Origin of the sequence: Nocardioides sp. SYSU D00065 (genome assembly GCF_017916425.1) — a bacterium.
Classification (GTDB): domain Bacteria; phylum Actinomycetota; class Actinomycetes; order Propionibacteriales; family Nocardioidaceae; genus Nocardioides.
On record NZ_JAFMSX010000001.1, the window covers coordinates 1427075 to 1452066 of the forward strand.

General features: G+C 73.3%; 26 protein-coding genes. 15 read left to right on the plus strand and 11 right to left on the minus strand.

The genetic code is table 11. From position 1 onward, the window contains the following. The gene (locus J3P41_RS06805) at positions 1–774 is read right to left on the minus strand and encodes a DUF4064 domain-containing protein (protein WP_210649431.1); all 774 of its coding nucleotides are present in this window, start codon (positions 772–774) and stop codon (positions 1–3) included. A gap of 34 nt (positions 775–808) precedes the next feature. Next, complete coding sequence (locus tag J3P41_RS06810) at positions 809–1930, minus strand: hypothetical protein (RefSeq protein ID WP_210649432.1); 1122 nt, start codon at positions 1928–1930, stop codon at positions 809–811. A gap of 143 nt (positions 1931–2073) precedes the next feature. Here J3P41_RS06810 and J3P41_RS06815 point away from each other — a divergent pair, with 143 nt between their 5' ends. The 5 genes from J3P41_RS06815 (at position 2074) to J3P41_RS06835 (ending at position 5881) form a co-directional block, all read left to right on the plus strand. Beyond that, positions 2074–2970: an ABC transporter ATP-binding protein gene (locus tag J3P41_RS06815; RefSeq protein ID WP_210649433.1), complete on the plus strand. Its 897-nt coding sequence runs from the start codon at positions 2074–2076 to the stop codon at positions 2968–2970. After that, the gene (locus J3P41_RS06820; RefSeq protein ID WP_210649434.1) at positions 2967–3803 is read left to right on the plus strand and encodes an ABC transporter permease; all 837 of its coding nucleotides are present in this window, start codon (positions 2967–2969) and stop codon (positions 3801–3803) included. The genes J3P41_RS06815 and J3P41_RS06820 overlap by 4 nt, the downstream gene beginning before the upstream one ends. Positions 3804–3989: 186 nt before the next feature. Beyond that, positions 3990–4544, plus strand: coding sequence for a cysteine hydrolase family protein (locus J3P41_RS06825; protein WP_210649435.1), 555 nt, complete (start codon positions 3990–3992; stop codon positions 4542–4544). Further along, on the plus strand, positions 4541–5494 hold the full coding sequence (locus J3P41_RS06830) for a PfkB family carbohydrate kinase (RefSeq protein WP_210649436.1): 954 nt from the start codon (positions 4541–4543) through the stop codon (positions 5492–5494). Before J3P41_RS06825 ends, J3P41_RS06830 begins: the two co-directional genes overlap by 4 nt. A 123-nt stretch (positions 5495–5617) precedes the next feature. Beyond that, complete coding sequence (locus J3P41_RS06835; protein WP_210649437.1) at positions 5618–5881, plus strand: DUF1905 domain-containing protein; 264 nt, start codon at positions 5618–5620, stop codon at positions 5879–5881. Positions 5882–5900: 19 nt separating this feature from the next. Here the strand turns inward: J3P41_RS06835 and J3P41_RS06840 are convergent, their stop codons facing one another. The 6 genes from J3P41_RS06840 to kdgD form a co-directional block, all read right to left on the minus strand. Then, positions 5901–6977, minus strand: a complete 1077-nt coding sequence (locus J3P41_RS06840) for a YihY/virulence factor BrkB family protein (protein WP_210649438.1) — start codon at positions 6975–6977, stop codon at positions 5901–5903. 27 nt (positions 6978–7004) lie between these two features. After that, a complete protein-coding gene (locus tag J3P41_RS06845) occupies positions 7005–8237 on the minus strand; it encodes a cytochrome P450 (RefSeq protein ID WP_210649439.1) in 1233 nt (410 codons plus the stop codon). A 62-nt stretch (positions 8238–8299) separates the two neighbouring features. Further along, on the minus strand, positions 8300–9226 hold the full coding sequence (locus tag J3P41_RS06850) for an alpha/beta hydrolase (protein WP_307861857.1): 927 nt from the start codon (positions 9224–9226) through the stop codon (positions 8300–8302). Between the two features lie 10 nt (positions 9227–9236). After that, the gene (locus J3P41_RS06855; protein ID WP_307861858.1) at positions 9237–10559 is read right to left on the minus strand and encodes an enolase C-terminal domain-like protein; all 1323 of its coding nucleotides are present in this window, start codon (positions 10557–10559) and stop codon (positions 9237–9239) included. After that, positions 10556–12052, minus strand: a complete 1497-nt coding sequence (locus J3P41_RS06860) for an aldehyde dehydrogenase (NADP(+)) (protein WP_210649440.1) — start codon at positions 12050–12052, stop codon at positions 10556–10558. Before J3P41_RS06860 ends, J3P41_RS06855 begins: the two co-directional genes overlap by 4 nt. Positions 12053–12105: 53 nt before the next feature. Beyond that, positions 12106–13032: a 5-dehydro-4-deoxyglucarate dehydratase gene (kdgD, locus tag J3P41_RS06865; protein WP_210649441.1), complete on the minus strand. Its 927-nt coding sequence runs from the start codon at positions 13030–13032 to the stop codon at positions 12106–12108. A 185-nt stretch (positions 13033–13217) separates the two neighbouring features. On the opposite strand from kdgD, the gene J3P41_RS06870 reads away from it, so the two are divergent. Beyond that, complete coding sequence (locus tag J3P41_RS06870; RefSeq protein WP_210649442.1) at positions 13218–14048, plus strand: hypothetical protein; 831 nt, start codon at positions 13218–13220, stop codon at positions 14046–14048. Here the strand turns inward: J3P41_RS06870 and J3P41_RS06875 are convergent. Further along, the gene (locus J3P41_RS06875; protein ID WP_210649443.1) at positions 14038–14958 is read right to left on the minus strand and encodes a glucose 1-dehydrogenase; all 921 of its coding nucleotides are present in this window, start codon (positions 14956–14958) and stop codon (positions 14038–14040) included. The genes J3P41_RS06870 and J3P41_RS06875 overlap by 11 nt on opposite strands. An 87-nt stretch (positions 14959–15045) precedes the next feature. On the opposite strand from J3P41_RS06875, the gene J3P41_RS06880 reads away from it, so the two are divergent. After that, complete coding sequence (locus tag J3P41_RS06880) at positions 15046–15339, plus strand: hypothetical protein (RefSeq protein ID WP_210649444.1); 294 nt, start codon at positions 15046–15048, stop codon at positions 15337–15339. 122 nt (positions 15340–15461) lie between these two features. Next, positions 15462–15938 carry a GNAT family N-acetyltransferase gene (locus tag J3P41_RS06885; protein ID WP_210649445.1) on the plus strand — a complete coding sequence of 159 codons (477 nt, stop codon included), beginning with the start codon at positions 15462–15464 and terminating at the stop codon, positions 15936–15938. Here J3P41_RS06885 and J3P41_RS06890 read toward each other — a convergent pair. Further along, complete coding sequence (locus tag J3P41_RS06890; RefSeq protein ID WP_210649446.1) at positions 15925–17718, minus strand: HAMP domain-containing sensor histidine kinase; 1794 nt, start codon at positions 17716–17718, stop codon at positions 15925–15927. The genes J3P41_RS06885 and J3P41_RS06890 overlap by 14 nt on opposite strands. 83 nt (positions 17719–17801) lie before the next feature. Then, positions 17802–18716 (minus strand): LysR family transcriptional regulator, encoded by a 915-nt coding sequence (locus J3P41_RS06895; protein ID WP_210649447.1) that lies wholly within the window; start codon positions 18714–18716, stop codon positions 17802–17804. Positions 18717–18829: 113 nt separating this feature from the next. On the opposite strand from J3P41_RS06895, the gene J3P41_RS06900 reads away from it, so the two are divergent. The 7 genes from J3P41_RS06900 (at position 18830) to J3P41_RS06930 (ending at position 24936) form a co-directional block, all read left to right on the plus strand. Beyond that, the gene (locus tag J3P41_RS06900; RefSeq protein ID WP_210649448.1) at positions 18830–19828 is read left to right on the plus strand and encodes a tripartite tricarboxylate transporter substrate binding protein; all 999 of its coding nucleotides are present in this window, start codon (positions 18830–18832) and stop codon (positions 19826–19828) included. A 26-nt stretch (positions 19829–19854) separates the two neighbouring features. After that, complete coding sequence (locus J3P41_RS06905; protein ID WP_210649449.1) at positions 19855–20394, plus strand: tripartite tricarboxylate transporter TctB family protein; 540 nt, start codon at positions 19855–19857, stop codon at positions 20392–20394. Positions 20395–20405: 11 nt separating this feature from the next. After that, the gene (locus J3P41_RS06910; protein ID WP_210649450.1) at positions 20406–21929 is read left to right on the plus strand and encodes a tripartite tricarboxylate transporter permease; all 1524 of its coding nucleotides are present in this window, start codon (positions 20406–20408) and stop codon (positions 21927–21929) included. Then, positions 21926–22321, plus strand: coding sequence for a universal stress protein (locus J3P41_RS06915; protein ID WP_210649451.1), 396 nt, complete (start codon positions 21926–21928; stop codon positions 22319–22321). Before J3P41_RS06910 ends, J3P41_RS06915 begins: the two co-directional genes overlap by 4 nt. Then, positions 22318–23583: a glucarate dehydratase family protein gene (locus J3P41_RS06920; RefSeq protein WP_210649452.1), complete on the plus strand. Its 1266-nt coding sequence runs from the start codon at positions 22318–22320 to the stop codon at positions 23581–23583. The genes J3P41_RS06915 and J3P41_RS06920 overlap by 4 nt, the downstream gene beginning before the upstream one ends. A 371-nt stretch (positions 23584–23954) precedes the next feature. After that, positions 23955–24596 carry an SRPBCC family protein gene (locus J3P41_RS06925; RefSeq protein ID WP_210649453.1) on the plus strand — a complete coding sequence of 214 codons (642 nt, stop codon included), beginning with the start codon at positions 23955–23957 and terminating at the stop codon, positions 24594–24596. A 1-nt stretch (position 24597) separates the two neighbouring features. Further along, a complete protein-coding gene (locus J3P41_RS06930; protein ID WP_210649454.1) occupies positions 24598–24936 on the plus strand; it encodes a helix-turn-helix transcriptional regulator in 339 nt (112 codons plus the stop codon). The last annotated feature ends 56 nt before the right edge of the window (positions 24937–24992 follow it).

Below are 24992 nucleotides of genomic sequence, written 5' to 3' on the forward strand. Positions count from 1 at the left end.
TCAGCGGCCCGGGTACTCCCGCGGCGGATACTCCGACCCGCCGTCGGCCGGCGGCTGCTGCTGGCCGTAGGGGTCACCGCTCGACGGGTACGTCGTGCCGCCCTGCTGGCCACCGTACGGGCTGCCGTACGGGCTGCCGTACTGCTCGGGCTGGTAGCCGGAGGAGCCGCCCGGGTAGCCGCCGGACCCGGCGTCCGAGCCCTTGAACCAGGCGCCCGCACCGCCTACGAACAGCAGCACGATCGTCGCGAGCGCCGCGAGGAGCGTGACGGCCGTGATGGCGCTGGCGATGCCTAGCAGCGACAGCAGCGCTGCGGCGGCGCTCGAGATCACGAGCAGGATCCGGGCGACGCCGGAGCGGCGCAGCACGAACACGGCCAGGACGATCGCGATGACCGACCACACCACGACGCCGAACAGGATCGCGACCGTCACGCCGTAGGCCTGGTCGATGTCGTAGTCGAGGTCCTGGAACTCGGGCGTCCTCTCCATCTCGGCGATGATCTGGTCGCGCGCGACGACGAGCGCCAGGGCGATCAGGCCGAACAGCAGCGCGGTGAGCGCCGAGAACACGATCGCGATCCACGCAGCCGCGGTGACCGTGCCGGGGCGACGGCCCGTGGGCTGCGAGGCGTTGGCCGGCTGGTGGCCGTAGGGGCTCTGGCCGTAGGACGGCTGCTGGCCGTAGGCGCCGCCCTGTCCGTAGGGGCTCGATCCCGAGGACTCGGGCTGGCCGTAGGGAGTGTGGGTGGGTCCGGGCTCCTGGTCGCTCATGGTCCCTATCTCACCATGTCGCCGGTCACGCGCGTCAGTGCTGCGTGGGGGGTACCTCGAGCGCGAACCACCGGCGCACCTCGTCACGGCGCAGGCACACCACCGTCGTCACGGCCGCCGCCGCCGGCACCAGCACGACCGGGAGGGTGAGCACGAGGGCGAAGCAGGCACCGGCGCTGACGGCCGCACTGACGAGCAACCCGCGGCGCGCCCATGCCCTGCGCGCCATCGCGAAGCCGGCCAGGACGAGCGCGAGCACGCTCCACACGACGAGCACGCCGGCCAGCCCGAGGACGGCGGAGCGCAGCTCCTCCAGCGTCAGCCCGTCCTCGACCACCTGCGGCTGCTGCTCCTCGATGACGCTCATCAAGAAGTCCGGTGACAAGCCGGCGAGGGCGATCCAGAGCAGCGACAGCGCAAGCAGACCGCCGGCCGTGACGACGGTGATGACGAAGGCGGCGACCATCGCGCCGGGGCGGGCACGCAGCAGCATCTCGCGCTGCTGGGCGGTGAGCGTCGTCGCGGGGCCTGGCGCCCCCCATGCCGGCGGGTGTGCCGGCGGGTGTGCCGGCGGGTGTGCCGGCGGGTGTGCCTGGGGGTGTGCCGGCGGGCGCGGCTGGGCCTGGGGCGGTCGGGGTGCCGCCTGCTGCCCGGGGGACGCCGACCTGCCGAACGGTCGCGGACCAGGGCTCGAGGTGGCGGACGGAGCCGCTGCGGGCGGGGTCCAGCGCCCGGTCGCGAACCACTCGCGCGCCGGCATCGTCCACAGCATGGCCGCGCCCGCGGCCACGAACGAGCCTGCCAGGCCGCTGGCGGGCAGTCCTGCGACGAAGAGCGGGACGGCGAACAGCGTGAGTCCCAGGCGGGCCGAGCGGTCGGGCCGGCGGACGTACCAGCCGAGGATCGCGGTGCCGCAGGCGGCGACGGCAGCGACGATGCAGGAGATGCGGAGCAGCTCGGTCACGCCGTCGACGTCGAGTCCCAGGGACGCGAAGCGTCCGTCGGCCAGCAGGTCGCGGATCGACTCCTGCGTCTCCAGGGAGCCGAGGGTGGCGATGCGGTCCCACACGCTCAGGAGCACCACCACCGAGGAGAACATCACGATGGCGGAGGCCAGGGTCACCTGGGGCGGACGCTGCTCGGTGGGCTGGCTCACGCCCCCATTGTCGCGGGTCGGTCCCAACCCGGGGACCTCCGGTACCGGGGGCGGGCTGAGGGGTTTCTCAGGGTGGCTCTCAGGGGAGCGGGGGGTCCTGTCCCGGATGTGCGCGACGCCGGGTCGCCGCGAGGGTTGGACCCATGATCAGCGTCGAGTCCCTCACCAAGCAGTACGGCCCCTTCACGGCCGTCGACCACGTGTCCTTCACGGCCGCCGCCGGTCGTGTGACCGGCTTCCTCGGTCCCAACGGAGCCGGCAAGTCCACCACCATGCGCGTGATGGTCGGTCTCACCCGCGCCACGTCCGGCAGCGTCACCATCGCGGGCCGCGACTACCGCGACCTCGCCAACCCCGGCCTCGAGGTCGGCGTCCTGCTGGACGCCTCCGCGCAGCACGCCGGACGCACGGGCCGCGAGATCCTCACCATCGCCGCCCAGACCATGGGCCTGCCCCGGTCGAGGGTCACCGAGACCCTCGCCCGCGTCGGGCTGACCGAGGCCGAGGCGGGACGCCGGGTGCGCGACTACTCCCTCGGCATGCGGCAGCGGCTCGGCATCGCGACCGCGCTGATCGGTGACCCCCGGGTCCTCGTCCTCGACGAGCCGGCCAACGGCCTCGACCCGGCCGGCATCCGCTGGATGCGCGACCTGCTCCGCGGCTTCGCCAACGACGGCGGCACCGTGCTGCTGTCCTCGCACCTGCTGCACGAGATCGAGGTCATCGCCGACGACATCGTCGTCATCGGCCAGGGCCGCATCGTGGCGCAGGGCAGCAAGTCCGAGCTGCTCGCCGCCGCCGGCACGCTCGTACGCACCTCCGACGTCGACCGCCTCGCTCGCGCCCTGCACGAGGCGGCCGTCGTGACCACCCCGATCGACGGCGGCCTGCGGGTGGACGCCGACCCCGAGCTCGTCGGCGAGACGGCACACCGTGCCGGCGTCGTCCTGCGCGAGCTGCGCGCCGCAGACGGCGCCGGCCTCGAGGAGATGTTCCTCCAGCTCACCGCCCAGACCTCACGTGAAGGAGCAGCAGCATGAGCACCACCGTCGGCGTCGGCACGACGCCTGTCGCCCCACCCGAACCGGCCGCACCGCCCGCACCCACCGGGCACCGCCAGGTCCGGCGCATCCCGCCCGGCCGCCTCGTGGGCGTCGAGCTCCGCAAGATGTTCGACACCCGCGCCGGCTTCTGGCTGATGGCCAGCGTCGGCATCGTGGCCGTCCTCGCCTCGGCCGCGGTCATCCTGTGGGCACCGGACGAGGCGATCACGCTCGAGACCTTCGCCACCGCGATGGGCATGCCGCTGTCGGTGGTGCTGCCGATCATCGCCATCTTGTCGGTCACCAGCGAGTACAGCCAGCGCACCGGCCTCACGACGTACACCCTCGTGCCGTGGCGCGGCCGGGTCATCGCCGCCAAGCTGGTCGTGGCCATCGCCATCGGCGTGGTCGGCATGGCCCTGTCGCTCGCCGTCGGCGTCGTCGGGAACCTGGTCGCCTCCGCCATCACCGGCCTCGACCCCGTCTGGGACGTCTCGGTCGGGGAGTTCGGCCAGATCGTGCTCGCCAACGTCCTCGGCATGCTCATCGGCTTCACGCTGGGCGTGCTCTTCCGCTCCTCCGCCGGCGCCATCGTGGGCTACTTCGTCTACTCCCTGGTGCTGCCCGCGGCGCTCGGCACCCTGGCCGCGTTCCAGGAGTGGTTCCGCGACCTGCAGCCCTGGGTGGACGTGAACTACGCGACGATGGGCCTGTTCGACGACTCGATGACCACCGAGCAGTGGCAGCAGCTCGCGGTGACCACCGTGGTGTGGCTCTGGATCCCGCTGTTGCTCGGCCTGCGCGCGGTCCTTCGGGCCGAGGTCAAGTAGCGGGTCCGGCTTTCGCTGGCGGCGGTCCGCCACCTCTCTGCCTGTCCATCACGGTATGTCGCTCGATGGGCACTTCCCCCGGCGAATTCGCCGGGGGAAGTGCCTGTTCGGCGACATACCGTGATGAAGCAGGGACGCGAGTGGCGCCGCGGCCCCGGACCGCCCGCGGTCTGACAGGCTGGCCGCATGCACCCGGACGCCTGGCTGGTGGTCGTCGACCCCCAGCGGATCTTCGCCGACGCCGCGAGCCCGTGGGGGTCGCCGATGTTCCCCGCGATCGTCGATCCCGTACGCCGACTCGCTGCCGCCGCGCCCGGACACACCGTGGTCACGCGCTGGGTCCCCGCCGCGGAGCCGGCGGGCAGCTGGGCGACGTACCTCGAGGCCTGGCCGTTCGCCGACGTGCCGGAGGACGACCGGCTCCTCGAGGTGGTCCCCGAGCTGCGCGACCTCGGCGACGAGGTGGTGTCGCTGCCGACCTTCGGCAAGTGGGGTCCCGCGCTCCAGGCGGTGACCGGTCCCACCCCGCACCTGGTGCTGGTCGGCGTCTCCACCGACTGCTGCGTCGTCTCGACCGCCCTCGCCGCGGCCGACGCCGGCGCCACGATCACCGTCGTCACCGACGCGTGCGCCGGCTCGAGCCCGGAGAACCACCGTGCGGCGATGGACGTGATGGCGCTCTACCCCCCGCAGATCACGCTCGCGAGCACCGCGGAGGTCCTCGGGGAGGACGGCGCGTGAGCCGGGTCGTCCACACCGGCCAGGCCCTGGTCGACGTGGTCGTCGAGGTGCCCGACCTGCCGGTCCGCGGCCAGAACGTGATGGCGTCCTCGGTCGCCGACCACGCCGGTGGTGCCGTGACCGTGCTCGTCGCGGCCGCCCGGTTCGGCGCCACGTGCGTGCACGCCGGGGCCCACGGCACAGGGCCGCACGGCGACCTCGTACGCGGCGCGCTCGCCGCCGACGGGATCGCGGTCTCCGCACCGGCGGTCGACGGGCTCGACACCGGCATCTGCGTGGTGCTGGTCGAGCCCAGCGCCCAGCGCACCTTCGTGACCACCCTCGGCGCCGAGCGACTGGTCACCGTCGAGTCGCTGGCGACCTCCGCCCCGCGACCCGGTGACCTCGTGTGCGTCACGGGCTACTCGCTGGCGCTCGCGAGCACCCGCGACCCCCTGCTGGCCTGGCTGCCGACGCTCGACGAGGGGACCGTGGTGGTGCTCGACCCGGGTGCCGCCTTCGCCGGCCTCCCGGACGACGTCCGGACGGCGATGCTGGCGGTGACCGACGTCTGGTCGAGCAACGCCGAGGAGGCCGAGGACCTCCTTCGCGCGGCCGGGCAGGAGCCGCCGACGGCCCTGGCGGAGCTGGCGTCAGCGGTCGCCCCGCTGCTGCGCGGCGACGCCGTCGCCGTCGTGCGCGACGGGCCTCGGGGCTGCGCGGTACGGGTCGACGGGCTCACCACCGTCGTGCCCGGGTTCCCGCAGACGCCGGTCGACACCAACGGCGCCGGCGACACCCACACCGGCGCGCTGCTGGCCGAGGTGGCGAACGGCACCTCCTGGGTGGAGGGCTGCCGGCGAGCCAACGCGGCGGCAGCCATCAAGGTCACCCGGCGCGGGCCGGCGTCGGCACCGACCGCCGCGGAGGTCGACGACTTCCTGGCCACAGCCGCAGACGCGCGGACGTAGGTCCGGCCGGCGGGGCAGCGTCCCGCATGGGCGGGCTGCCCGCACCGACCAATGTCCGCGCGTCTGCGCCGGCCCGGCACCGAGACCCATACTGTGCGGAATCGACTAGAACGGACCTTCGCCATGGCCACCTTCCGTACCGTCCTCGAAGCGACCGGCGGCAACAACGTCGGCATCGTCGTCCCCGAGGAGATCGTGCTGTCCTTCGGTCGGGGGAAGCGGGTGCCCGTCGTCGTGACCATCGACGGCGACTACACCTACCCGACCACGATCGGGGTGATGGGTGGACGGTTCCTGGTGTCGTTCAACGCCGAGACGCGGAAGAGGACCGGCCGGGGCGCCGGGGACGAGGTGGAGGTCGACCTCGTCCCCGACCCGGACCGCTGACCGTCGCCGGCTCGCCTGACTAGGAGTCGCCGCCGCCGGACTGCCGCAGCCGGCGGCCCTGCTCGATGTCCTCGCGCTCCTTGGCGGCCGCCTTGTCGGACTTGCGGGTGTCGCGCGGCGGCAGCTGGATGTCCTTCTCGGCGGCGATGCCCGCCTGGAGCTGCCGACCGCGCTCCAGCTCCGCGTCGAGCTCGGCGCCGAAGAGCAGCGCCAGGTTCGTGATCCAGAGCCAGAGCAGGAAGGCGATCACGCCGGCGAGGGAGCCGTACGTCCGGTCATAGCTGGAGAAGTTGGCGACGTAGAAGCCGAAGGCCGCGGACGCCAGCACCCACACCACGATCGCCGCGAGGGCGCCGATGCTGATCCAGCGGAACTTCGGTTGCTGCACGTTGGGAGTGGCGTAGTAGAGCAGCGCCACGATGAGCACGACGACGGCCAGGAGCACCGGCCACTTGGCGATGTTGAACACGGTGACGGCCGTGTCGCCGAGGCCGACGGCCTTCCCGACCGCCTCCGCCGCGGGGCCGGTGAGGACCAGGCCGACGGCCACGACGGCGGCCAGGAGGACGGTGACGAGGGTGATCAGCAGCATGACCGGGCGCAGCTTCCAGATCGGCCGGCCCTCCTCGATCTCGTAGACCCGGTTCATGCCGCGGCTGAAGGCGTTGACGTAGCCGGAGGCCGACCACAGCGCGGTCGCGAGGCCGATGACCAGCGCGAGGCCGGCGCCCTGGCTCGCGGCGAGCTGGTTGAGGGTGGGCTCGAGGGTGTCGGCCGCCGAGGACGCGCCGATGTCACGCAGGATCTGCAGGAGCGTGTCGACCGTCTGCCTCTCCTGGCCGACGAGGCCGACCAGCGACAGCAGCGCGATGGCTGCGGGGAACAGCGCCAGGACGGCGTAGTAGGTCAGCGCGGCCGCGAGGTCGGTGCACTGGTCGTCCAGGAACTCGCGCACGGTCTTGCGCAGGGAGTAGCCCCAGGTGGGCTTGCGCATCTCGGCAGGCGAGTCGGGCTTGCCGGGCGCCTCCGGGTCGGGCGCGGAGCGGTCCCGCTCCGCGGTGGGTGACTCGCTGTCGTCCTGTCCTCGGTGCGTCATGAGTTCCAGTGCCCGCGGTCGCACCCGTCATACGCCGCCGGCGACGGCGAGGTCGACCGGCGTGAGACGTACGCGGTGGCTCCCGTCAGGGAGCGTGGGCATCCGCGAGGCGTCGATGCGCGCGGTCTCCAGGTGCGCGTCGAATCCCGCCAGCACGCGCACGGTCTCGACGAGCAGCCGCAGCGTCAGCGACTCACCGGGGCAGCGGTGACCCGACGGGTGGCCGCCGCCCTGGGGCACGAGCTCGAAGGCCAGGGGCGTGGGGACGCTGCCGCTGTCGAGGAAGCGGTCGGCGACGAACCGGTGCGGGTCGGGCCAGCGCGACGGGTGGTGGTCGATGCCGATGACGTCCAGCAGGAGCCGGTCCCCCGTGCGCACGCGTACGCCGGAGACGGTCCCGCCGCGCAGGGCCCTGGCCGTCAGCGCCGGCACGAAGGGGGAGGTACGGCGCACCTCCTGGGCGAAGGCGAAGCGCTCGCGCTCACCGGTGGCGGAGCGCAGGACGTCCCGCTGGCGCGGCGTCGTGGCGGCCAGAGCGGGGGCGACGAACGCGCCGAGCCAGCTGACGGCGACCGTCGGCCGCAGCACGTTGAGCAGCTCCACCCCGGCCGTCCGCGCGTCGAGTCCGCTCTCGGCGAAGGTGTGCACGGCGGTGCCCGGCGCGACGTCGAGGTTGCCGGAGCGCACGTCGTCTATCACGCCGCGCGCCCAGCGCTCGGCCCACTGCCGACCGCGCCAGCCCCGGGCGTACGCCCACCCGGCGAAGCCGAACCCGTCGACGATCTCCGCCAGGTGCCGGCTGACGGTGTCCGCATCCCGCTGCGGCAGGTCGAGGCCCGCCCACCGCAGCACCGCCGCTCCGTAGACGGTGACGAGCTCGTCGTGGAGGTCCACGGTCCGGCCGACCCACCCGCGCGATCGCGCCGCCAGCCCAGTGCGGACCTCGTCGAGCAGGAGGTCGAAGCCGCCCGGGTCGAGCACGTCGAGGAACAGCCGCTTGCGGTCGCGGTGCGCCGTGCCGTCCATCCCGTGCACGGCCCCGCGCCCGAACAGCAGCCAGGCCAGCGGCGGCGGGATCGCACCAGCGCGCCGGGCCAGCGACTCGTCGTAGAACGCGCGCGCCCCCTCGGGCTCGCCGATGACGACGGTGCGGCGGCCGAGGAGCCGGGAGACGTAGGTGTCCCCGCCGTCACGGGCGGCGCGGTCCCGCTCGACCGCGCGATAGCCGTGGCGCATCAGCAGCACTCCGAGGTCGGTCATGCGCCGCCGGTGCCCGCGTGCGGCGCGTCGCATGCGTGCGGCGCGCCGGGCGGGCCGGCCGCTCAGCGGGCGACGTCGCGCAGCAGGCGGGCGAAGCGCCGGTTGACGTCGAGCGTCGCCGCAGCGGCCGCGGCGCTGACGTGACCCTGGTCCAGAAACCCGTGGATCATCCCGTCGTAGCGCGCCGCGTCGACCCGCCCGCCCGCAGCGCCGAGCGCGGCGGCGTACGCCTCGCCCTCGTCGCGCAGGACGTCGAACTCCGCGGTGGCCACCACGGCCGGCGGCAGCCCGGCCAGGTCGCCGTGAAGCGGCGAGTGTCGCGGGTCGCCGGGCGCGGGTGCCTCGCCGGAGAAGTAGAGGCGGTTGATGTGGTCGGTCATCGAGAGCGTGAGGAGGTAGCCGGTGGCGAACTCGTCGTACGAGGCGTGCCGGCCGAGCAGGTCGGTGGCGGGGTAGACGAGGAGCTGGGCGTGGACCCGCTCCCGCAGCGCCTGCGCGGCGATCGCGGCGAGGTTGCCGCCGGCGGAGTCGCCGGCGACGGCGAGCACGTGGCTGCCGCCGTAGGAGGCCAGCCGGTCGGCGACCCGCTCGACGGCCCGCACGGCGTCGTGCGTCGCCGCCGGCCACGGGTGCTCGGGCGCGAGGCGGTAGTCGACGCTGACGTGGACCGCGCCGGTGTCGCGCACCAGCCGCCGCACGACCTGGTCGTGGGTGTCGAGGTCGCCGCGGAACCAGCCGCCGCCGTGGAAGTACACGACGGTGGGGACGGGTCCGTCCACGCCGGCCGGGCGGTAGACCCGGACCGGGAGGTCGTCGACGACGTCGTCCGTCGCCGCGCCCACGGGGACGACGTCCTCGGGCCGCACGCTGTCGACGCGCAGTGCCCGCATGCCGGCTCGGGCCTCGGCGACGCTCTGCTCCTCGACGGGTCGCCCGCGCTGGCGCTCGACCTCGCCGATGAACGCCGCCAGGTCGGGATCGAGCGCCACTAGGACACCCTCATCGCACCAGGCAGGGGCGCTTGGGGTCGAAGGCCCAGTCCTCGACGAGGTACTGCATGGCGACCGCGTCGTCGCGCGCGCCGAGCCCGTGCTCGAGGTAGAGCTCGTGCGCGGCCGCCAGCCGGTCGCGGTCGAGGGTGACGCCGAGACCGGGAGCCTGCGGCACCTCGATCGCACCGTCGCGGATCTCGAGCGGAGCGGTCGTCAGGCCCTGGCCGTCCTGCCAGATCCAGTGCGTGTCGAGGGCGGTGATCTCCCCCGGCGCCGCGGCACCCACCTGGGTGAACATCGCCAGCGAGACGTCGAAGTGGTTGTTGGAGTGCGATCCCCAGGTCAGGCCGAAGTCGTGGCACAGCTGGGCGACGCGCACCGAGCCCGCCATCGTCCAGAAGTGCGGGTCCGCGAGGGGGATGTCGACGGCGTTGGTGCGCACCGCGTCGGCCATCTGCCGCCAGTCGGTGGCGACCATGTTGGTCGCGGTCCGCAGGCCGGTGCGGCGCTTGAACTGCGCCATCACCTCGCGCCCGGAGTAGCCACCCTCCGCGCCGCACGGGTCCTCGGCGTAGGCGAGCACGTCGTCTCGGCCCTTCAGCAGGCGTACGGCGTCCTCGAGCAGCCAGCCGCCGTTGGGGTCGAGCGTGATCCGGGCGTCGGGGAAGCGCTCGTGCAGCGCGGTGACGGCGGCGACCTCCTCCTCGCCGGGCAGCACCCCTCCCTTGAGCTTGAAGTCGGCGAAGCCGTAGCGCTCCTGCGCGGCCTCGGCGAGGCGGACGACGGCCTCGGGTGTCATCGCCTCCTCGCGACGCACGCGCTCCCACTCGTCCGCGCCCTGCGGCTCGCGCAGATAGGGCAGGTCGGTGCGGTCGGGGTCACCCACGTAGAACAGGTAGCCGAGCATCGGCACGCTGGTGCGCTGCTGGCCGTCGCCGAGGAGCTCGGCGACCGGTACGCCGAGCGCCTGACCGGACAGGTCGAGCAGCGCCGACTCCAGCGCCGTGACCGCGTGGATGGTGGTGCGCAGGTCGAAGGTCTGCAGGCCGCGGCCGCCGGCGTCGCGGTCGGCGTACGCGTTCGCCACCTGCCGCAGCAGCGTGCGGAACGTCGCCACCGGCTGGCCGACGAGGATCTCGGCGGCGTCGGCGATCGTCCGCCGGATCGCCTCCCCTCCGGGCACCTCACCGATCCCCTCGCGGCCCTCGGAGTCGGTCACGATCGCGATGTTGCGGGTGAAGAACGGTCCGTGCGCCCCGCTGAGGTTGAGCAGCATCGAGTCGTGCCCGGCGACCGGGACGACGTCGACCTTGGCGACCGTGGCGCTCACTCGAGGATCCCGTCGACGCGGCGACGCAGGCCCCACGGGTTGTCGTCGCGGACGGCGGCGGGCAGCAGTCCCGCCGGGACGTCCTGGTAGGCCACCGGGCGCTGGAAGCGCTCGATCGCCAGGCTGCCGACACTGGTCGAGCGGCTGTCGGACGTGGCGGGGAACGGGCCGCCGTGGACCATCGCGTGCCCGACCTCGACGCCGGTGGGCCAGCCGTTGAAGAGGATCCGGCCGGCCTTGAGCTCCAGCACCGGCAGCAGGGCGGCCGCGTCGTCGGCGTCGGCGTCGGTGGCGTGCACGGTCGCGGTCAGCTGCCCCTCCAGGCCCTCGAGCCGCGGCAGCAGCTCGGTGACGTCCCCGAAGCGGACGACCACGCCGGAGGCGCCGAACACCTCGTCGGTCACGGTGCTGTCGTCGAGGGAGAGCAGCTCGGCGGGCGCCTCGTAGAGGACCGGGGCCGGAGCCAGGTCGCCGCCGGGGGTGCCCTCGCCGATGACCCGGATGCCCTCGGTGCCGCGCAGGCTGGCGGTGCCGCTGGCGTACGCCTCGGCGATGCCGGGGGTGAGCATCGGGGCGCCGCTGGCACGCTGCACGGCCGCGCCGGCCGCCCGCAGGAACGCGTCGCCCGCCTCGCCGGACGGCAGGAACAGCAGGCCGGGGTTGGTGCAGAACTGTCCGGCGCCGAGCACGAGGCTGGCGACGTACGCCTCCGCGAGCGCCGTGACGTCACCCTCGAGGGCGCCCGGCAGGACCACCACGGGGTTGATCGACGACATCTCGGCGTAGACGGGGATCGGCACCTCGCGCGCCGCGGCCGCCTGGACCAGGGCGAGCCCGCCACCGCGCGAGCCGGTGAAGCCGACGGCGGCGATCCGCTGGTCGGCGACCAGCTCCTGGCCGGTCTCGATGCCGCCCAGGACGAACGAGAAGGTGCCGGCCGGGAGCCCGGACCGCTCGACCGCGCGGGTGATCGCGCGGGCCACGAGGGTGCCGGTGACCGGGTGCGCGGGGTGGCCCTTGACCACGACGGGACAACCGGCGGCCAGCGCCGAGGCGGTGTCGCCGCCGGCGGTGGAGAACGCGAGCGGGAAGTTGCTGGCGCCGAAGACGGCGACCGGGCCCAGCGGCACCATCCGCTGGCGGATGTCGGCGCGCGGGAGCGGCGCGCGGTCGGGCATGGCCGGGTCGATGCGCACGCCGAGGTGGTCGCCGCGGCGCACGACGTCGGCGAACATCCGCAGCTGACCGGTCGTGCGGCCGACCTCGCCGGTGATCCGGGCCTCGGGCAGGCTGCTCTCGCGCACCGCCTCGGGGATGATCGCGTCCTTGTCGGCCTCGATCTCGGCGGCGACCGCCTCGAGGAACGCGGCGCGCTCCTCGGGAGAGGTGGCCCGGTAGGCGGCGAACGCCTCGGCGGCCGCCGCGGTGGCGGCGGCGACGTCGGCCTGCTCGGAGTCGGATCCGGCGATGATGGAGGTGGCCTGGTCGGTCACGGTGTTCCTCTCGGTCGTGCTCGTGCTCGTGATGGCTCGTGGTGGCGCGGGGCTCAGGCCTTCGAGCCTGCCACCTTGTCCACGAGCGTCTGCAGCTCGTCGCGCTCGGCGTCGGTGAGGTCGGACAGGGGCGGGCGCACCGGGCCCGCGGGACGGCCGACGGCGGCGAGGCCGGCCTTGACGATCGACACCGCGTAGCCGGACTCGCGGTCGCGGATCTTGGTGTAGGGGATGACGAAGTCGTTGAGCATCGCGTAGACCGTGGCCTGGTCCTGGCGGCGCACGGCGTCGTAGAAGTCGAGCGCGAACTGCGGGACGAAGTTGAAGATCGCCGAGCTGTAGGTGGTCACGCCGAGCTGCAGCAGCGGCAGCGCGAACACCTCCGCGGTCGGCAGGCCGCCGACGTAGACGAGCCGGTCGCCCAGCTGCGCGTAGGTGCGGGTCATCTGCTCGATGGAGCCGACGCCGTCCTTGAACCCGACGAGGTTGTCGTTGCGCTCGCAGGCCTGCTCCAGGGCGTCGGTGCCGAGCACGGCGTTGGCGCGGGAGTAGTAAATGACACCGAGGCTGGTCGCGGCGCAGATCGCGCTGATGTGCTCGACCAGGCCACGCTGGCCGGCCTCGGTGAGGTACGGCGGCATCAGCAGGATGCCGTCGGCGCCGGCCTTCTCGGCCGCCTGCACCTGTGCGACGGCGTTGACCGTCGACCCGGTCGCGGGCGCCAGGACCGGCACCTTGCCACCCGCTCCGGCGATCGCAGCGCGGACGACGCGGTCGGCCTCCTCGGAGCTGAGCGAGAAGCCCTCGCCGGTGCCGCCGGCGGCGAACAGCCCGGCGACCGGGTATCCGCTGAGCCACTCGAGGTGGTCGCGGTAGGCCGGCTCGTCGAACTGCAGGTCGGCGTCGAAGTGCGTCACCGGGAACGAGAGCAGTCCGCTCCCCAGGGTCTCGACGAGCTCGGTGGGGCTGTACTTCGTCACGCTGCGTTCCTTCGGTCCGAGGCGGATGTGAGCGGCCGTGCCGCGCAGGTGTGACCGGCGGCGATGTGGCGGTGCTCACCAACCTAGGAACGTTCGACGATGCATGTCCAAGCCCGTTTCTGTATCCCGCGATGCGCCCGGTGCATGACGCATGGGCGGCACCCGATCCCGGTACCGTCGCAGCCGTGACCACCCCCGACGCCCTCCTCGTCGGCTGCGGCGACCTCGGTGCCGCGGTCGGGCTGCGCCTGGCCGACCTCGGCCACGGGGTGCTCGCGCTGCGCCGCCACGCCGACCGCGTACCGGCCCCGCTCGTCGGACGCTCGGTCGACCTGGCCCGCGAGGCGCCCGACCTGTCCGACGTACGACCCCGCCTCGTCGTGGTCGCGCTGACCGCGCGACCGCGGACCGAGGAGGCGTACCGGGCGACGTACGTCGACGGCATGGCGCGCGCGCTCGACGCGCTGGAGGCGACGCCGGAGCGGGCGGTCCTCGTCTCCTCGACCGCGGTCCACCCGGGCCGGGACCGTCCGGAGATCCAGGACGAGTCGGTGCCCGCAGCCCCTGCGGACGGCCCGGGCCGGATGCTCGTCGCGGCCGAGGAGGCCTTCCACGCGCGCCTCCCGCACGGCACGGTGCTGCGCCTCTCGGGGCTGTACGGCGGCACCAGCACGCGGCTGCTCGACCAGGTCCGCGAGGGCCGCGTCGACGACCCGCACCGCTGGACCAACCGCATCCATCGCACCGACGCGGCGGCCGCGGTGGTGCACCTGCTCACCATGCACCGCCCGCCCGAGCGGCTCTACCTCGGCACCGACGACGAGCCGGCACAGCTCGGCGACGTCGCCGCCTACCTCGCCGAGCGGCTCGGAGCGCCCGCTCCCCCGCCGGCCGACCCGGCGCAGGGCCACGGCAAGCGGCTGTCGAACGCCCGGCTCAGGTCGACCGGATGGGCGCCGTCCCTGCCCACGTACCGCGAGGGCTACGCGGGCGCTCCGGGCCCGGTCACATCGTGACCGGCTGACCCCCGGTGACGGCGATGACCTCGCCGGTGATGAAGCTCGACTCCGGCGAGGCGAGGAAGACGAACGCGGTGGCCACCTCGGCGGGCTGGCCGGCGCGTCCCATCGGCGTCTGCTTGCCGAACGTCTTCACCTTCTCCTCCGGCATCGTCGCCGGGATCAGCGGCGTCCAGATCGGACCCGGCGCGACGGCGTTCACGCGGATGCCCGTCTCGGCGATCGACTGCGCGAGGCCGCGGGTGAAGTTCACGATCGCCGCCTTCGTGGTGGCGTAGTCGAGCAGCTCGGGCGACGGCGAGGACGACTGCACCGACGAGGTGTTGATGATCGAGCCGCCGGCCTTCATGTGCGGCAGCGCCATCTTGCAGAGCCAGAACATCGCGTAGACGTTGGTCCGCATCACCCGGTCGAGCTGCTCGGTGGTGATGTCGGCCAGTCCCCCGGGCTGCGCCATCTGGTAGGCCGCGTTGTTGACCAGGACGTCGATGCGGCCGAACTCCTTGACCGCCCGGTCGACCAGGGCCCGGCACGCCTCCTCCTCGACGAGGTCGGTCGGCACGAGCACCACCCGGCGACCGGCGTCCTCGACGATGCGGGCCGTCTCGCGCGCGTCGTCCTCCTCACCCTCGAGGTAGGCGATCACGATGTCCGCGCCCTCGCGGGCGAACGCCAGCGCGACCGCGCGGCCGATGCCGGAGTCGCCGCCGGTGATGACCGCGACCTGGTCCAGCAGCCGGTCGTGGCCACGGTAGGTCTCCTCGCCGTGGTCCGGCTTCTCGCCCATCTCCGCGGTCACCGACTGCTCGTCCCCGGGCGCGGGCAGCTGCTCGCCCTCGGTGTCGGGCTGGTGGTGGACCTCGGTGGGGTCCTGCCGGCTCTGCTCGGCCTGTCCTTCGTCGCTCATGGCTCGTCCCTTGCTGATCGTGGGTCGGTCGCGGGTCGCCCCTCGGGTACCCGGCATACGACGGTCGATGCGGGGCACCGGGAGGTCATGCCGCCCAAGGACGCAGCCGTCGCCGCGACCGACCGATGGACCGACCCCGACGGCTACCGCGCGCCGGCCGGGCTCGTCCACGCGTGGCTCCAGGGCACCAATCAGACCCTGTGCGGCGTACCGCTCAGCAAGGCCCGGCTGCACCGGTTCCCCCACGTGCAGTGGGTGGACGCCCAGCCGGCCACCGGTCGCGACGCCGACGAGGTGCGCGAGGTGTGCCGCAAGTGCGCGGCCGGCATGGGCGAGAAGCGCGACAGCAAGCCTTGGACGCGGCGCAACCCGCGGCCCTGAGCGCACCGGCGGCGCCCGGGCCTCATCGTGGAGGATCCGAGCCACCAGGTGACCCGGATCCTCCACGATGACGACGCGGGACAGGTACGACGGCGCCGCCCCCGCTCCGCCAGACTGGGCCCGTGACGATCAGCCGTGCCGACTTCGCCGACCCCCGCCTCGAGGCCTTCCTGCAGGAGCACCTCGACGACATGGAGCCGACCGCGCCGCCGGAGAGCCGGCACGCGCTGGACCTGTCCGCGCTGCGGCAGCCGCACGTACGCATGTGGGTGGACACCGACGCGGAGGGCATCGTCGGCACGGCGGCGCTGGCCGCGCTGGACCTCGGGGACGGCGAGCGGCACGAGGAGCTCAAGAGCATGCGCACCGCACCGCGCGCCCGTGGTCGCGGCGTCGCGCGCGGGCTGCTGGACCACGTCCTGGCCGACGCCCGGGCCCGCGGGGTCCAGCGGATCTGGCTCGAGACCGGCAGCATGGAGTTCTTCGCACCGGCCCGCGCGCTCTACGCCACGGCCGGCTTCGAGCCGTGCCCCCCGTTCGGGACGTACGTCGACGACCCGCTGAGCACGTACATGACGCTCGGGCTCACTCCCAGCTGACGGCGTCCCCGTCGTGGGCCGGCAGCGTCACGGTGACGGTGGTGCCGCGTTCGCGCCGCGAGGCCATGTCGACGGTGCCGCCGTGGCGCTCGACGATGCGGGCCACGATCGCCAGGCCGAGCCCGGTGCCCGGCCGGGCCAGCGCGGCCGGGTTGGTGGAGCGGAAGAACTCCCGGAACAGCTGCGACAGGTCGTGCTCGGAGATGCCGATGCCGGTGTCCTCGACGGTGGTGACGACCGAGCCGCCGCGCGCCTCGATGCGGACGGTGACCCGGCCGCCGGGGTCGGTGTACTTGACGGCGTTGCCGACGAGGTTGACCAGCATCCGGAAGAGGTCCTCGCGCTGCCCGGCCACCACGACCGGCTCCTCGGGAAGCTCGGCGGCGCAGGCGACCGAGCCCGCCGCCGCGGCGGGCGCGCACTCCTCGATCGCGTCGTGGACGATCCGGCGCAGGTCCACCGGGATCGGGTGGAACTCGCGTCGGGGATCCGACATCTGCGCCATCGTCAGCATGTCGTCGATGACCGCTCGCATGCGGCCGGCGGCGCGGGTCGCGGCCGACACGGAGCGCCGAGCGTCCTCGTCGAGCTCGGAGGCGTCGAGCAGCTCGAGGTTGGCGCTGAGCGAGAACAGCGGGTTGCGCAGCTCGTGGCCGAGGGTGTTGACCACCTCCACGCGGTAGCTGTCGAGGGCGCGCAGCCTCTCCACCAGGGCGCGCTCGCGCTCGAGCTGGCGCGCGTTGGCCACGGCGCGGCCCAGGTCCCGGCCGATGTCGAGCGCCGCGTCGCGCTCGATGTCGGTCCAGGCGCGCGTGTCGCTGATGCGGCTCAGCACGAGGAACCCCAGGCACTCCGGTCCCGCGCCGAGCGGGACGAACAGGACCGAGCCGATGCCGATGCGGTCGAGGAACGCCAGCAGCCGCTCGGCGTCGGCGTCCGGCAGTCCGGGCTGATCGGGCCGGGCGTGGGAGAAGTGGGCGACGTACTGGTCGGCCCAGTAGCGCCGTGCCAGCCCGATCACCACGTCGTCGATCTCGTCGAAGGGCGGCTCGCGGTCGCTGTCCGCCGCGTAGAACGTGGTGGTGGAGCTGCGGCCGTCGTCGTCGAGCGCGGTGAGCCACATGCCGGTGGCGTCGAAGCAGGCCGTGACCGCGGACCGGCAGGCCTCGAGCACGAGCTCGAGGGAGGGCTCCCCGAGGGCTCGGCGGACGATCCGGCGGGCCTCGTCGGCCATCCGGACCCGCTCGGCGAGCACCTCCCGCTCGAGCGCCAGCAGGACCAGCGTCCGCGCCACGCCCGCGTACTTGGTGAGCACCTCCAGCTGCGCGGGCCCGGGGAGCCGGCCGTCGCGGGGACTGTCGACCGCGAGCACCCCGCGCAACCGTCCCTCGTCGTCGCGCAGCGGCGCGGCCAGCAGGTCGACCGGGTGCCAGGCGTCGGCCTCGTCGAGCGGGGTCACGTCGGGGATGTGGCTGTACTCGAGGACCTCCGCGCTGGCGCGGTCGTGGGGGACGAAGCGCCACACGCCCCACTCGTCCGCGCCGGCGAGCTCCTCCTCGATCGCGTCCGCCGGCACCAGCCGCCCGACGAAGCCGTCGCCCACCCCGGCTGCGGCGACGACCTCGAAGTCACCGTCGCGCCGCAGGCTGATCGCGGACTGCTCGAAGCCGGCGAGGGTCGCGACGCCCTCGACGAGCACCTGGAGGTGCTGGCGGGTCTGGTCGTCGGCCCACGCGACGCCGGGCAGCCGGCCCGACGGGCCGCTGGACTGGTCCTGCATCGCACCTCCTGTCGCGCCTTCGGCGACGGCACGTGCTCCCACCTTCACATGGGACCCCCGAGCGTGGAGCCGAAACGGCGCGGTCAATCTCCCTCGGGCGCGGTGAGGACGTCCAGGACCCGGCGCACCACGGGCGTGATCGCCTCGCGCGACCAGATGGCGTGCAGCTCCACCGGCCGGTCGGGGTCGGCGTCCACCCGCGTGTCACCGCCGTGGTGCGCGAGGTCCTCGAAGACCACCCCGTCCACGTGGAGCGAGGCGGCCGAGGCGGGCGCGAGCGTGACGCCGCGCTCGGCGGAGACGAGCAGGATCGCGGTGAGGACCTGGTGCACGCGCTGGTCGATGCGGGGGTGGGCGTTGGCGAAGAAGCGCACCGAGAGCTCGTGGAAGTACCGCGACTGGTGGGGGTTGTAGCCGATCACGTTCTCGCCCTCGAAGTCGTCGGGCGTCAGCGGTCGGCCGGCGCCGGCCAGCGGGTGCCCGGCCGGCACGACCGCCATGAGCGGCTCGCGCAGCACCACGCGCGAGCGCAGCAGCGAGGTGTCGAACGGCGGCCGCGCGAGGCCGATGTCGAGCTCGCCGCGCCGGATGCCGTCGACCTGGGCGTTCGTGACCCGCTCGGACAGCACCACCTCGACGTCGGGCAGCTCCGCGGTCAGCCGGCGCAGCAGCGGCCCGAGGATGGAGATCGCGGAGACGGCGGTGAAGCCGAGACGTACGACGCCCGCAGCGCCGGCGTCCACGCGGCGGGCGAGGTCGCCGGCTCCCTCGACGAGGTTGAGCAACCGGTAGGCCTCGTCGAGGAACGCCCGGCCGGCACCCGTCAGCTCGACCCGGCGGTTGTCGCGCTCGAGCAGCCGGGCACCGACGGACTTCTCGAGCTTCTGGATCTGGCGCGACAGCGGCGGCTGCGTCATCTGGAGGCGCTCCGCGGCGCGGCCGAAGTGCAGCTCCTCGGCGACCGCCACGAACGAGCGGACCTGGTCGAGGGTGATCACAGGAGCGAGGCTACGATGCACGAGATGGATCAGTCCATGCGCAATCGGGCTTGGACCGGCATCGTCGTGCAAACCTAGTGTCGGTGGTCACACACCTGACAAGGAGCACCACCATGCGCAAGCAGACCCTCAGCCTGGCGGCCGTCGCCTCGACCGCCGCCCTCGCCCTCTCGGCCTGCGGCGGCGTCTCCACCACGACCGGCGGCGACGATGGCGGCGAGTACCCGTCCCGCTCGGTCGAGATGTACGTCGGCGCCGACCCCGGCGGCTCCTCCGACCTGATCTCGCGCCAGATCGCCACCGGCCTCACCGAGGAGCTCGGCGAGACCTTCTCGGTGCTGAACCGCTCCGGCTCCAACGGCGCGCTCGCTGCCGCCGAGGTGCAGCAGGCGGAGCCCGACGGCAACGTCATCTCCGTGCAGAACGCCTCGCTCTTCGCGATCACCCCGCTCGCGGTCGCCGAGGACGAGGTCACCAACATCGACGACTTCGACGTCGTGGGCGGCGTCTCGCGCGACGACTACGTGCTCGTCACGAACGCCGAGAACCCCTGGAAGAGCATCGACGACCTCAAGGGCGCCGGCAAGAAGATCACCTACGGCACCACCGGCGTCGGCACCGGTGCGCAGCTGGCCTGCGCGCTGACCTACGAGTCCGGCGCCATCGACTCCGAGGCGGTGCCCTTCGACGGCGGCGCCCCGGCCCTGACGGCGCTGCTCGGCAACCAGGTCGACACCGCCTGCCTGCAGACCGGCGAGGCCATCGAGAACATCGAGAACGGCAAGCTCACCGCCCTGTCGGTCTTCGCGCCCGAGCGCATCGAGTTCCTCCCCGACGTGCCCACCGCCACCGAGCAGGGCCTCGACGTCGAGGTGTACCAGTACCGCTTCATGACGACCCCCAAGGGCACGCCCCAGGACGTCAAGGACACCATCTGGGAGGCCATGCAGGCCACGTTCGAGACCGAGGACTACCAGGCCTTCAACGAGCAGAACAGCCTCACGCCGATGGAGATCCCCGGCGACGAGGTCGTCGACGCGCTCGAGTCGGACAAGCAGCGCTACGCCGACCTGGTCGAGGAGTACGACATCGACCTCGGCGACGCCAGCTGACCATCACCACCCCCGGAGGAACCACGATGAGCGACGAGCGCACCACCGCGCGCCGGGCCGGCGAGGGCGACATCCTCGCCGAGCTCGAGGCCGAGGTGGCCCACGAGCTGGAGGAGCAGCGGCCGCCCGCGGGCGGGCCGACGTACCAGGTCGTGGCCGCGCTGGTCACCCTCGCGGTCGGCCTCGTCGGCGCGGTGCTCGCCCAGGGCTACGGGCTCGGGTCGCTGTCGCGGCCCGGCCCGGGCCTGTGGCCGATGGTCGTCTCGGTGGTCATCGTGGTGCTGTCGCTGGCGCTGCTCCTCGTGGGCCGCGGACTCGACGACAGCGAGCGGTTCAGCCGCGCCAGCGTGCTCCCGCTGGTCGGTGTCGCGACCTTCATCGCGCTCGCCTTCCTCATCCCGACCCTTGGCTTCGAGCTCCCCGCCCTGGGGCTGTGCGTGGTGTGGCTGCGCTTCCTCGGCGGTGAGTCGTGGCGCTCGACGATCGTCGTCTCGCTCGGCACCGTCGCCGCCTTCTACGCCCTGTTCCTCTACGGCTTGCGCATCCCGCTGCCGCACCTGTTCTGAGAGGCGGACACATGGACGCGTTCCTGGACGGCTTCTCCGTCGTCACCCAGCCCGGCAACCTGCTCTACTGCCTCATCGGCGTGCTCATCGGCATGCTCATCGGCGTGCTGCCGGGTCTCGGCCCGGCGGCGACGATGGCGATCCTGCTGCCCATCGTCGTCACCGTGGACCCGGTCGCGGCGGTCATCATGCTCGCCGGCATCTACTACGGCGCCCAGTACGGCGGCACGATCACCTCGGTGCTCCTGCGCCTGCCGGGCGAGGCGTCGTCGGTGGTGACCGTGTTCGACGGCTTCGCGCTGGCCAAGCAGGGCAAGGCCGGCACCGCGCTCGGCATCGCCGCGGTCGGCTCGTTCGTCGGCGCCACGGTGTCGATCGTCGCCCTGAGCCTCACCGCCCCGATCGTCGCGGGCTGGGCGCTGGACTTCGGCCCGGCCGAGTACGCCGCCCTCGCGCTGCTCGGCGTCCTGCTGATCGCCACGATCGGCAGCGGGCACCCCGTCAAGGCGCTCATCGCCGCGTCCATCGGCCTGCTCCTGGCCACAGTCGGGCGCGACAGCTTCAACAACTCCCAGCGCTTCACCTTCGACAGCCTCCAGCTCGCCGACGGCCTCGACTTCGTCGTCGTCGCGATGGGCCTGTTCGGCGTCGGCGAGATCCTCTACAACCTCGAGGAGCGCCACGGCAAGGTCCACGTGCCCGCCGCGGTGGCCAACATCTGGCCGTCCCGCAAGGAGCTCAAGCAGGCCACGCCCGCCATCGGCCGCGGCTCGCTGATCGGCTTCTTCCTCGGCGTGCTCCCCGGCGGCGGCGCCGTGATGGCCTCGCTGGCGGCGTACGCCACGGAGAAGCGGGTCTCGAAGACCCCCGAGCGGTTCGGCCGCGGAGCGATCGAGGGGGTCGCCGCACCGGAGACCGCCAACAACGCCGCCGCGACGTCGTCGTTCATCCCGCTGCTGACCCTCGGCATCCCGGCCAACGCCTCGATGGGCATGCTGTTCGCCGCCCTGCTCGTCCTCGGGATCACCCCGGGCCCGCAGCTGCTCGAGGAGCGCCCCGACCTGTTCTGGGGCGTGGTGAACTCGATGTACATCGGCAACCTGCTGCTGCTCGTGCTGAGCCTGCCGCTGGTCGGCATCTTCGTCCGGATCCTGCGGGTGCGCCCGGCGATCCTGGCGCCGATCACCGCCCTCATCACGATCCTCGGCGTCTACACCATCAACAACTCGGTCTTCGACATCTTCGTGATGATCGCCTTCGGCATCCTGGGCTACCTGATGAAGAAGGTCGGCTTCGAGCCCGGCCCGATGGTGCTGGCGTTCGTCCTCGGCGCGCTGCTGGAGAACAACGTCCGCCGCGCGCTGCTGATCTTCGAGGGCGACCCGACCGGCTTCGTCACCCGCCCCATCTCCGGCACGATCCTGGCCCTGTTCCTGGTCGCGGCCGTGTTCCCCGTCGTCCAGGCGGTGCGCCGCCGGCGCGCCGCCACCACCGTCCCGGACGAGACCACCCAGCGAGAGGACGTCCTGCGATGACCATCGTGATCGGCTACGTGCCATCCCCCGTCGGTGAGGCGGCCCTCGAGGCGGGGCTCGCCGAGGCCGCGGCCCACGGCGACGAGGTGGTGATCCTCAACAGCCCGCGCCGGCGCAGCACCGTCGACGCGGAGCTGATCGACACCGCGGCCGCTGACGAGCTCGTCGCCCGCGCCGAGCGGGCCGGCGTGACGGCGCGCGTGGACCACGCCGACCACGGCGACGACCTCGTCGAGACCTTCCGCAACGTCGTCGCGGCCAGCTCGGCGCGGCTGGTGGTCATCGGGCTGCGCCGTCGCTCCCCGGTCGGCAAGCTGGTCACCGGCAGCGACGCCCAGCGCCTCCTGCTGGACCTCGACGTGCCGATCCTGGCCGTGAAGCCCGCGCCGTGAGCCGGAGCCGCATCTCCCGCGTCGTCGTCACCCCGGTCGCGTTCGGCGACCCGCCGCTGCTCAACGTGGTCGGCGTGCACCAGCCCTACGCGCTGCGTGCGATCGTCGAGGTCCACACCGACTCCGGGCTGCTCGGGCTCGGCGAGACGTACGCCGACGAGACGCACCTGGGCCGGCTCGGCGCCGTCGCCGCTGCCCTGCCGGGCCACGACCCGTACGACCTCCACGGCCTGCGCCGCCTCGTCACCGACGTGCTGGGCCGCGAGACGGGCGGGGCGGGCGCGTCGTTCGGCGGCATGCTCGACGTCGGCTCGGCGGTCGACACCGTGCACTCCCCCTTCGAGGTCGCCTGCCTCGACATCCAGGGACGCGAGGCGGGGGTGCCGGTCAGCGACCTGCTCGGCGGCGCGGTGCGCGACCGCGTGCCGTTCAGCGGCTACCTGTTCTACAAGTGGGCCGGGCACCCCGGACACCCCGACGACGCGTGGGGCGAGGCACTGACCCCCGAGCAGCTCGTCGCCCAGGCGCACCGGATGGTCGACGGCTGGGGCTTCGGCTCGCTCAAGCTCAAGGGCGGCGTGCTGCCACCCGACGAGGAGTGCGCCGCCATCGAGGCGCTGCGCGACGCCTTCCCGGAGCTGCCGCTGCGGCTCGACCCCAACGGCGCCTGGACCGTCGAGACGTCGGTCCGCGTCGCCGAACGGCTGGCCGGCGTGGTGGAGTACCTCGAGGACCCGACGCCGGGCATCGAGGGCATGGCGGCGGTCTCGGCGCGGACCGACGTACCTCTCGCCACGAACATGTGCGTGATCGCGATGGAGCACCTGCCGCCCGCGATCGCTCAGGACGCCGTCCAGGTCGTGCTGTCCGACCACCACCTGTGGGGCGGGCTGAAGAAGTCCGCGCTGCTCGGCGGGATCACCGAGGTGTGGGGCATGGGGCTGTCGATGCACAGCAACTCCCACCTCGGCGTCTCCCTGGCGGCGATGGTGCACCTGGCCGCCGCGACGCCGAACCTGACCTACGCCTGCGACACCCACTACCCGTGGAAGACCCAGGACGTCGTGGCCGACGGCGTGCTGTCGTTCGCCGACGGATCGGTCGAGGTGCCCACCGGGCCGGGCCTCGGCGTGGACCTCGACCGCGACGCGCTCGGTGAGCTGCACGAGCTCTACCTGGCGTGCGGCGTACGCCGGCGCGAGGACACCGTGTACATGCGCTCGATCGAGCCGGGCTTCTCGCCGAACACCGCGCGCTGGTAGCCGCTCCGCTTGCCCTGGGGGCGGTGAGTGAGCCACATCTCGAGCTTGGTCGGTGTGGCTCACGCACCGCGAGTCGGGCGAGCGGTGCCCGCCGGCCGCTGAGCGGTGGCCCAGCCACATGGCGAGCCCCTCCGATGTGGCTCACGCACCGCCGGGCGCGACGTACGTCCAGCGTGCCTCCGGGCGGTGGCCCAGCCACATGGCGCGCCCCTCCGATGTGGCTCACGCACCGGCGGGCGCGACGTATGTCCAGTTCACCGGCCCCGAGCGGTGGCCCAGCCACATTCCGAGCCTCCCCGATGTGGCTGACGCACCGCCCAGATGACGATTCGCCCTTGACTTATATAAGGCGCACCTGAAACGTTAGGCCCATGTTCGACGTAGCCAAGCACCTGGGCGCCACCACGCGCGCCGTTGAGGACAGCACCCACGAGGGCACGCCCGTCAAGGTCGTGATCGCCTCCCGCACGTACCCCACCGATGTCGACGACCTCTGGCAGGCGGTCACCGATCCGGAGCGGATCCCGCGCTGGTTCGCCCCGGTGTCCGGCGACCTGCGCCTGGGCGGGCGGTTCCAGGTCGAGGGCAACGCCGGCGGCGAGGTTCTCGCGTGCGAGGCGCCGCGGCACCTGGCGATCACGTGGGAGTTCGGCGGCGACACGTCCTGGGTCGACGTGCACCTGGAGGATGCGCCCGACGGCGCCACGCTGACCCTGCGCCACGCGGCGGACGTGTCCGGCAACGAGCACTGGACGACGTACGGCCCGGGCGCCGTCGGCGTCGGCTGGGAGCTCGGCCTGATGGGCCTCGCCGAGCACCTCGCCTCCGGCAGCTCGATCCCGCACGAGGAGGTCGAGGGTTGGGGAGCGTCTGCCGACGGCCAGGCGTTCATGAGCGGCGCGGCCACCCAGTGGGGCGAGGCGGACGCCGCCGTCTCCGGCGACCCGGACGCGTCCCGCGCGGCTGCCGCCCGCACCGCCGCCTTCTACACCGGCGCCGACGCCCCGGCTTGACGTGCACGCCTTCGACGTCCTCGGCGATCCCGTACGCCGCCGCATCCTGGAGCTGCTCGCCGACGGGGAGTCGAGCGCCGGGGACGTCACGGCGACCGTGCGCGCCGAGTTCGGCATCAGCCAGCCGGCGGTCAGCCAGCACCTCAAGGTGCTGCGGGAGAACGGCTTCGCGACCGTTCGCGCCGCGGGCACCCGACGTCTCTACTCCGTCGATCCGACGGGGATGCGGGACGCCGACCTCTGGGTCGCGCAGTTCCGCAGGTTCTGGGACGGCAGGCTCGATGCCCTCGGCACGGAGATCGCCCGCGGGAAGCGGGCCCGCCGCTCGCGCGGTGCCTGAGCCACATCCGGCCGTACGCGGATGTGGCTCACGCACCGCCGGTGCGCGAGCGTACG

Bases quoted from the DNA above. Each gene is read 5' to 3' on its own strand.
- J3P41_RS06890 (WP_210649446.1), bottom strand. From the start codon at position 17,718: ATGCAGGACCAGTCCAGCGGCCCGTCGGGCCGGCTGCCCGGCGTCGCG.
- J3P41_RS06820 (WP_210649434.1), top strand. From the start codon at position 2,967: ATGAGCACCACCGTCGGCGTCGGCACGACGCCTGTCGCCCCACCCGAA.
- J3P41_RS06880 (WP_210649444.1), top strand. From the start codon at position 15,046: ATGCCGCCCAAGGACGCAGCCGTCGCCGCGACCGACCGATGGACCGAC.
- J3P41_RS06905 (WP_210649449.1), top strand. From the start codon at position 19,855: ATGAGCGACGAGCGCACCACCGCGCGCCGGGCCGGCGAGGGCGACATC.
- J3P41_RS06815 (WP_210649433.1), top strand. From the start codon at position 2,074: ATGATCAGCGTCGAGTCCCTCACCAAGCAGTACGGCCCCTTCACGGCC.
- J3P41_RS06835 (WP_210649437.1), top strand. From the start codon at position 5,618: ATGGCCACCTTCCGTACCGTCCTCGAAGCGACCGGCGGCAACAACGTC.
- J3P41_RS06825 (WP_210649435.1), top strand. From the start codon at position 3,990: ATGCACCCGGACGCCTGGCTGGTGGTCGTCGACCCCCAGCGGATCTTC.
- J3P41_RS06805 (WP_210649431.1), bottom strand. From the start codon at position 774: ATGAGCGACCAGGAGCCCGGACCCACCCACACTCCCTACGGCCAGCCC.
- J3P41_RS06875 (WP_210649443.1), bottom strand. From the start codon at position 14,958: ATGAGCGACGAAGGACAGGCCGAGCAGAGCCGGCAGGACCCCACCGAG.
- J3P41_RS06840 (WP_210649438.1), bottom strand. From the start codon at position 6,977: ATGACGCACCGAGGACAGGACGACAGCGAGTCACCCACCGCGGAGCGG.
- J3P41_RS06900 (WP_210649448.1), top strand. From the start codon at position 18,830: ATGCGCAAGCAGACCCTCAGCCTGGCGGCCGTCGCCTCGACCGCCGCC.
- J3P41_RS06910 (WP_210649450.1), top strand. From the start codon at position 20,406: ATGGACGCGTTCCTGGACGGCTTCTCCGTCGTCACCCAGCCCGGCAAC.
- J3P41_RS06915 (WP_210649451.1), top strand. From the start codon at position 21,926: ATGACCATCGTGATCGGCTACGTGCCATCCCCCGTCGGTGAGGCGGCC.
- J3P41_RS06925 (WP_210649453.1), top strand. From the start codon at position 23,955: ATGTTCGACGTAGCCAAGCACCTGGGCGCCACCACGCGCGCCGTTGAG.
- J3P41_RS06845 (WP_210649439.1), bottom strand. From the start codon at position 8,237: ATGACCGACCTCGGAGTGCTGCTGATGCGCCACGGCTATCGCGCGGTC.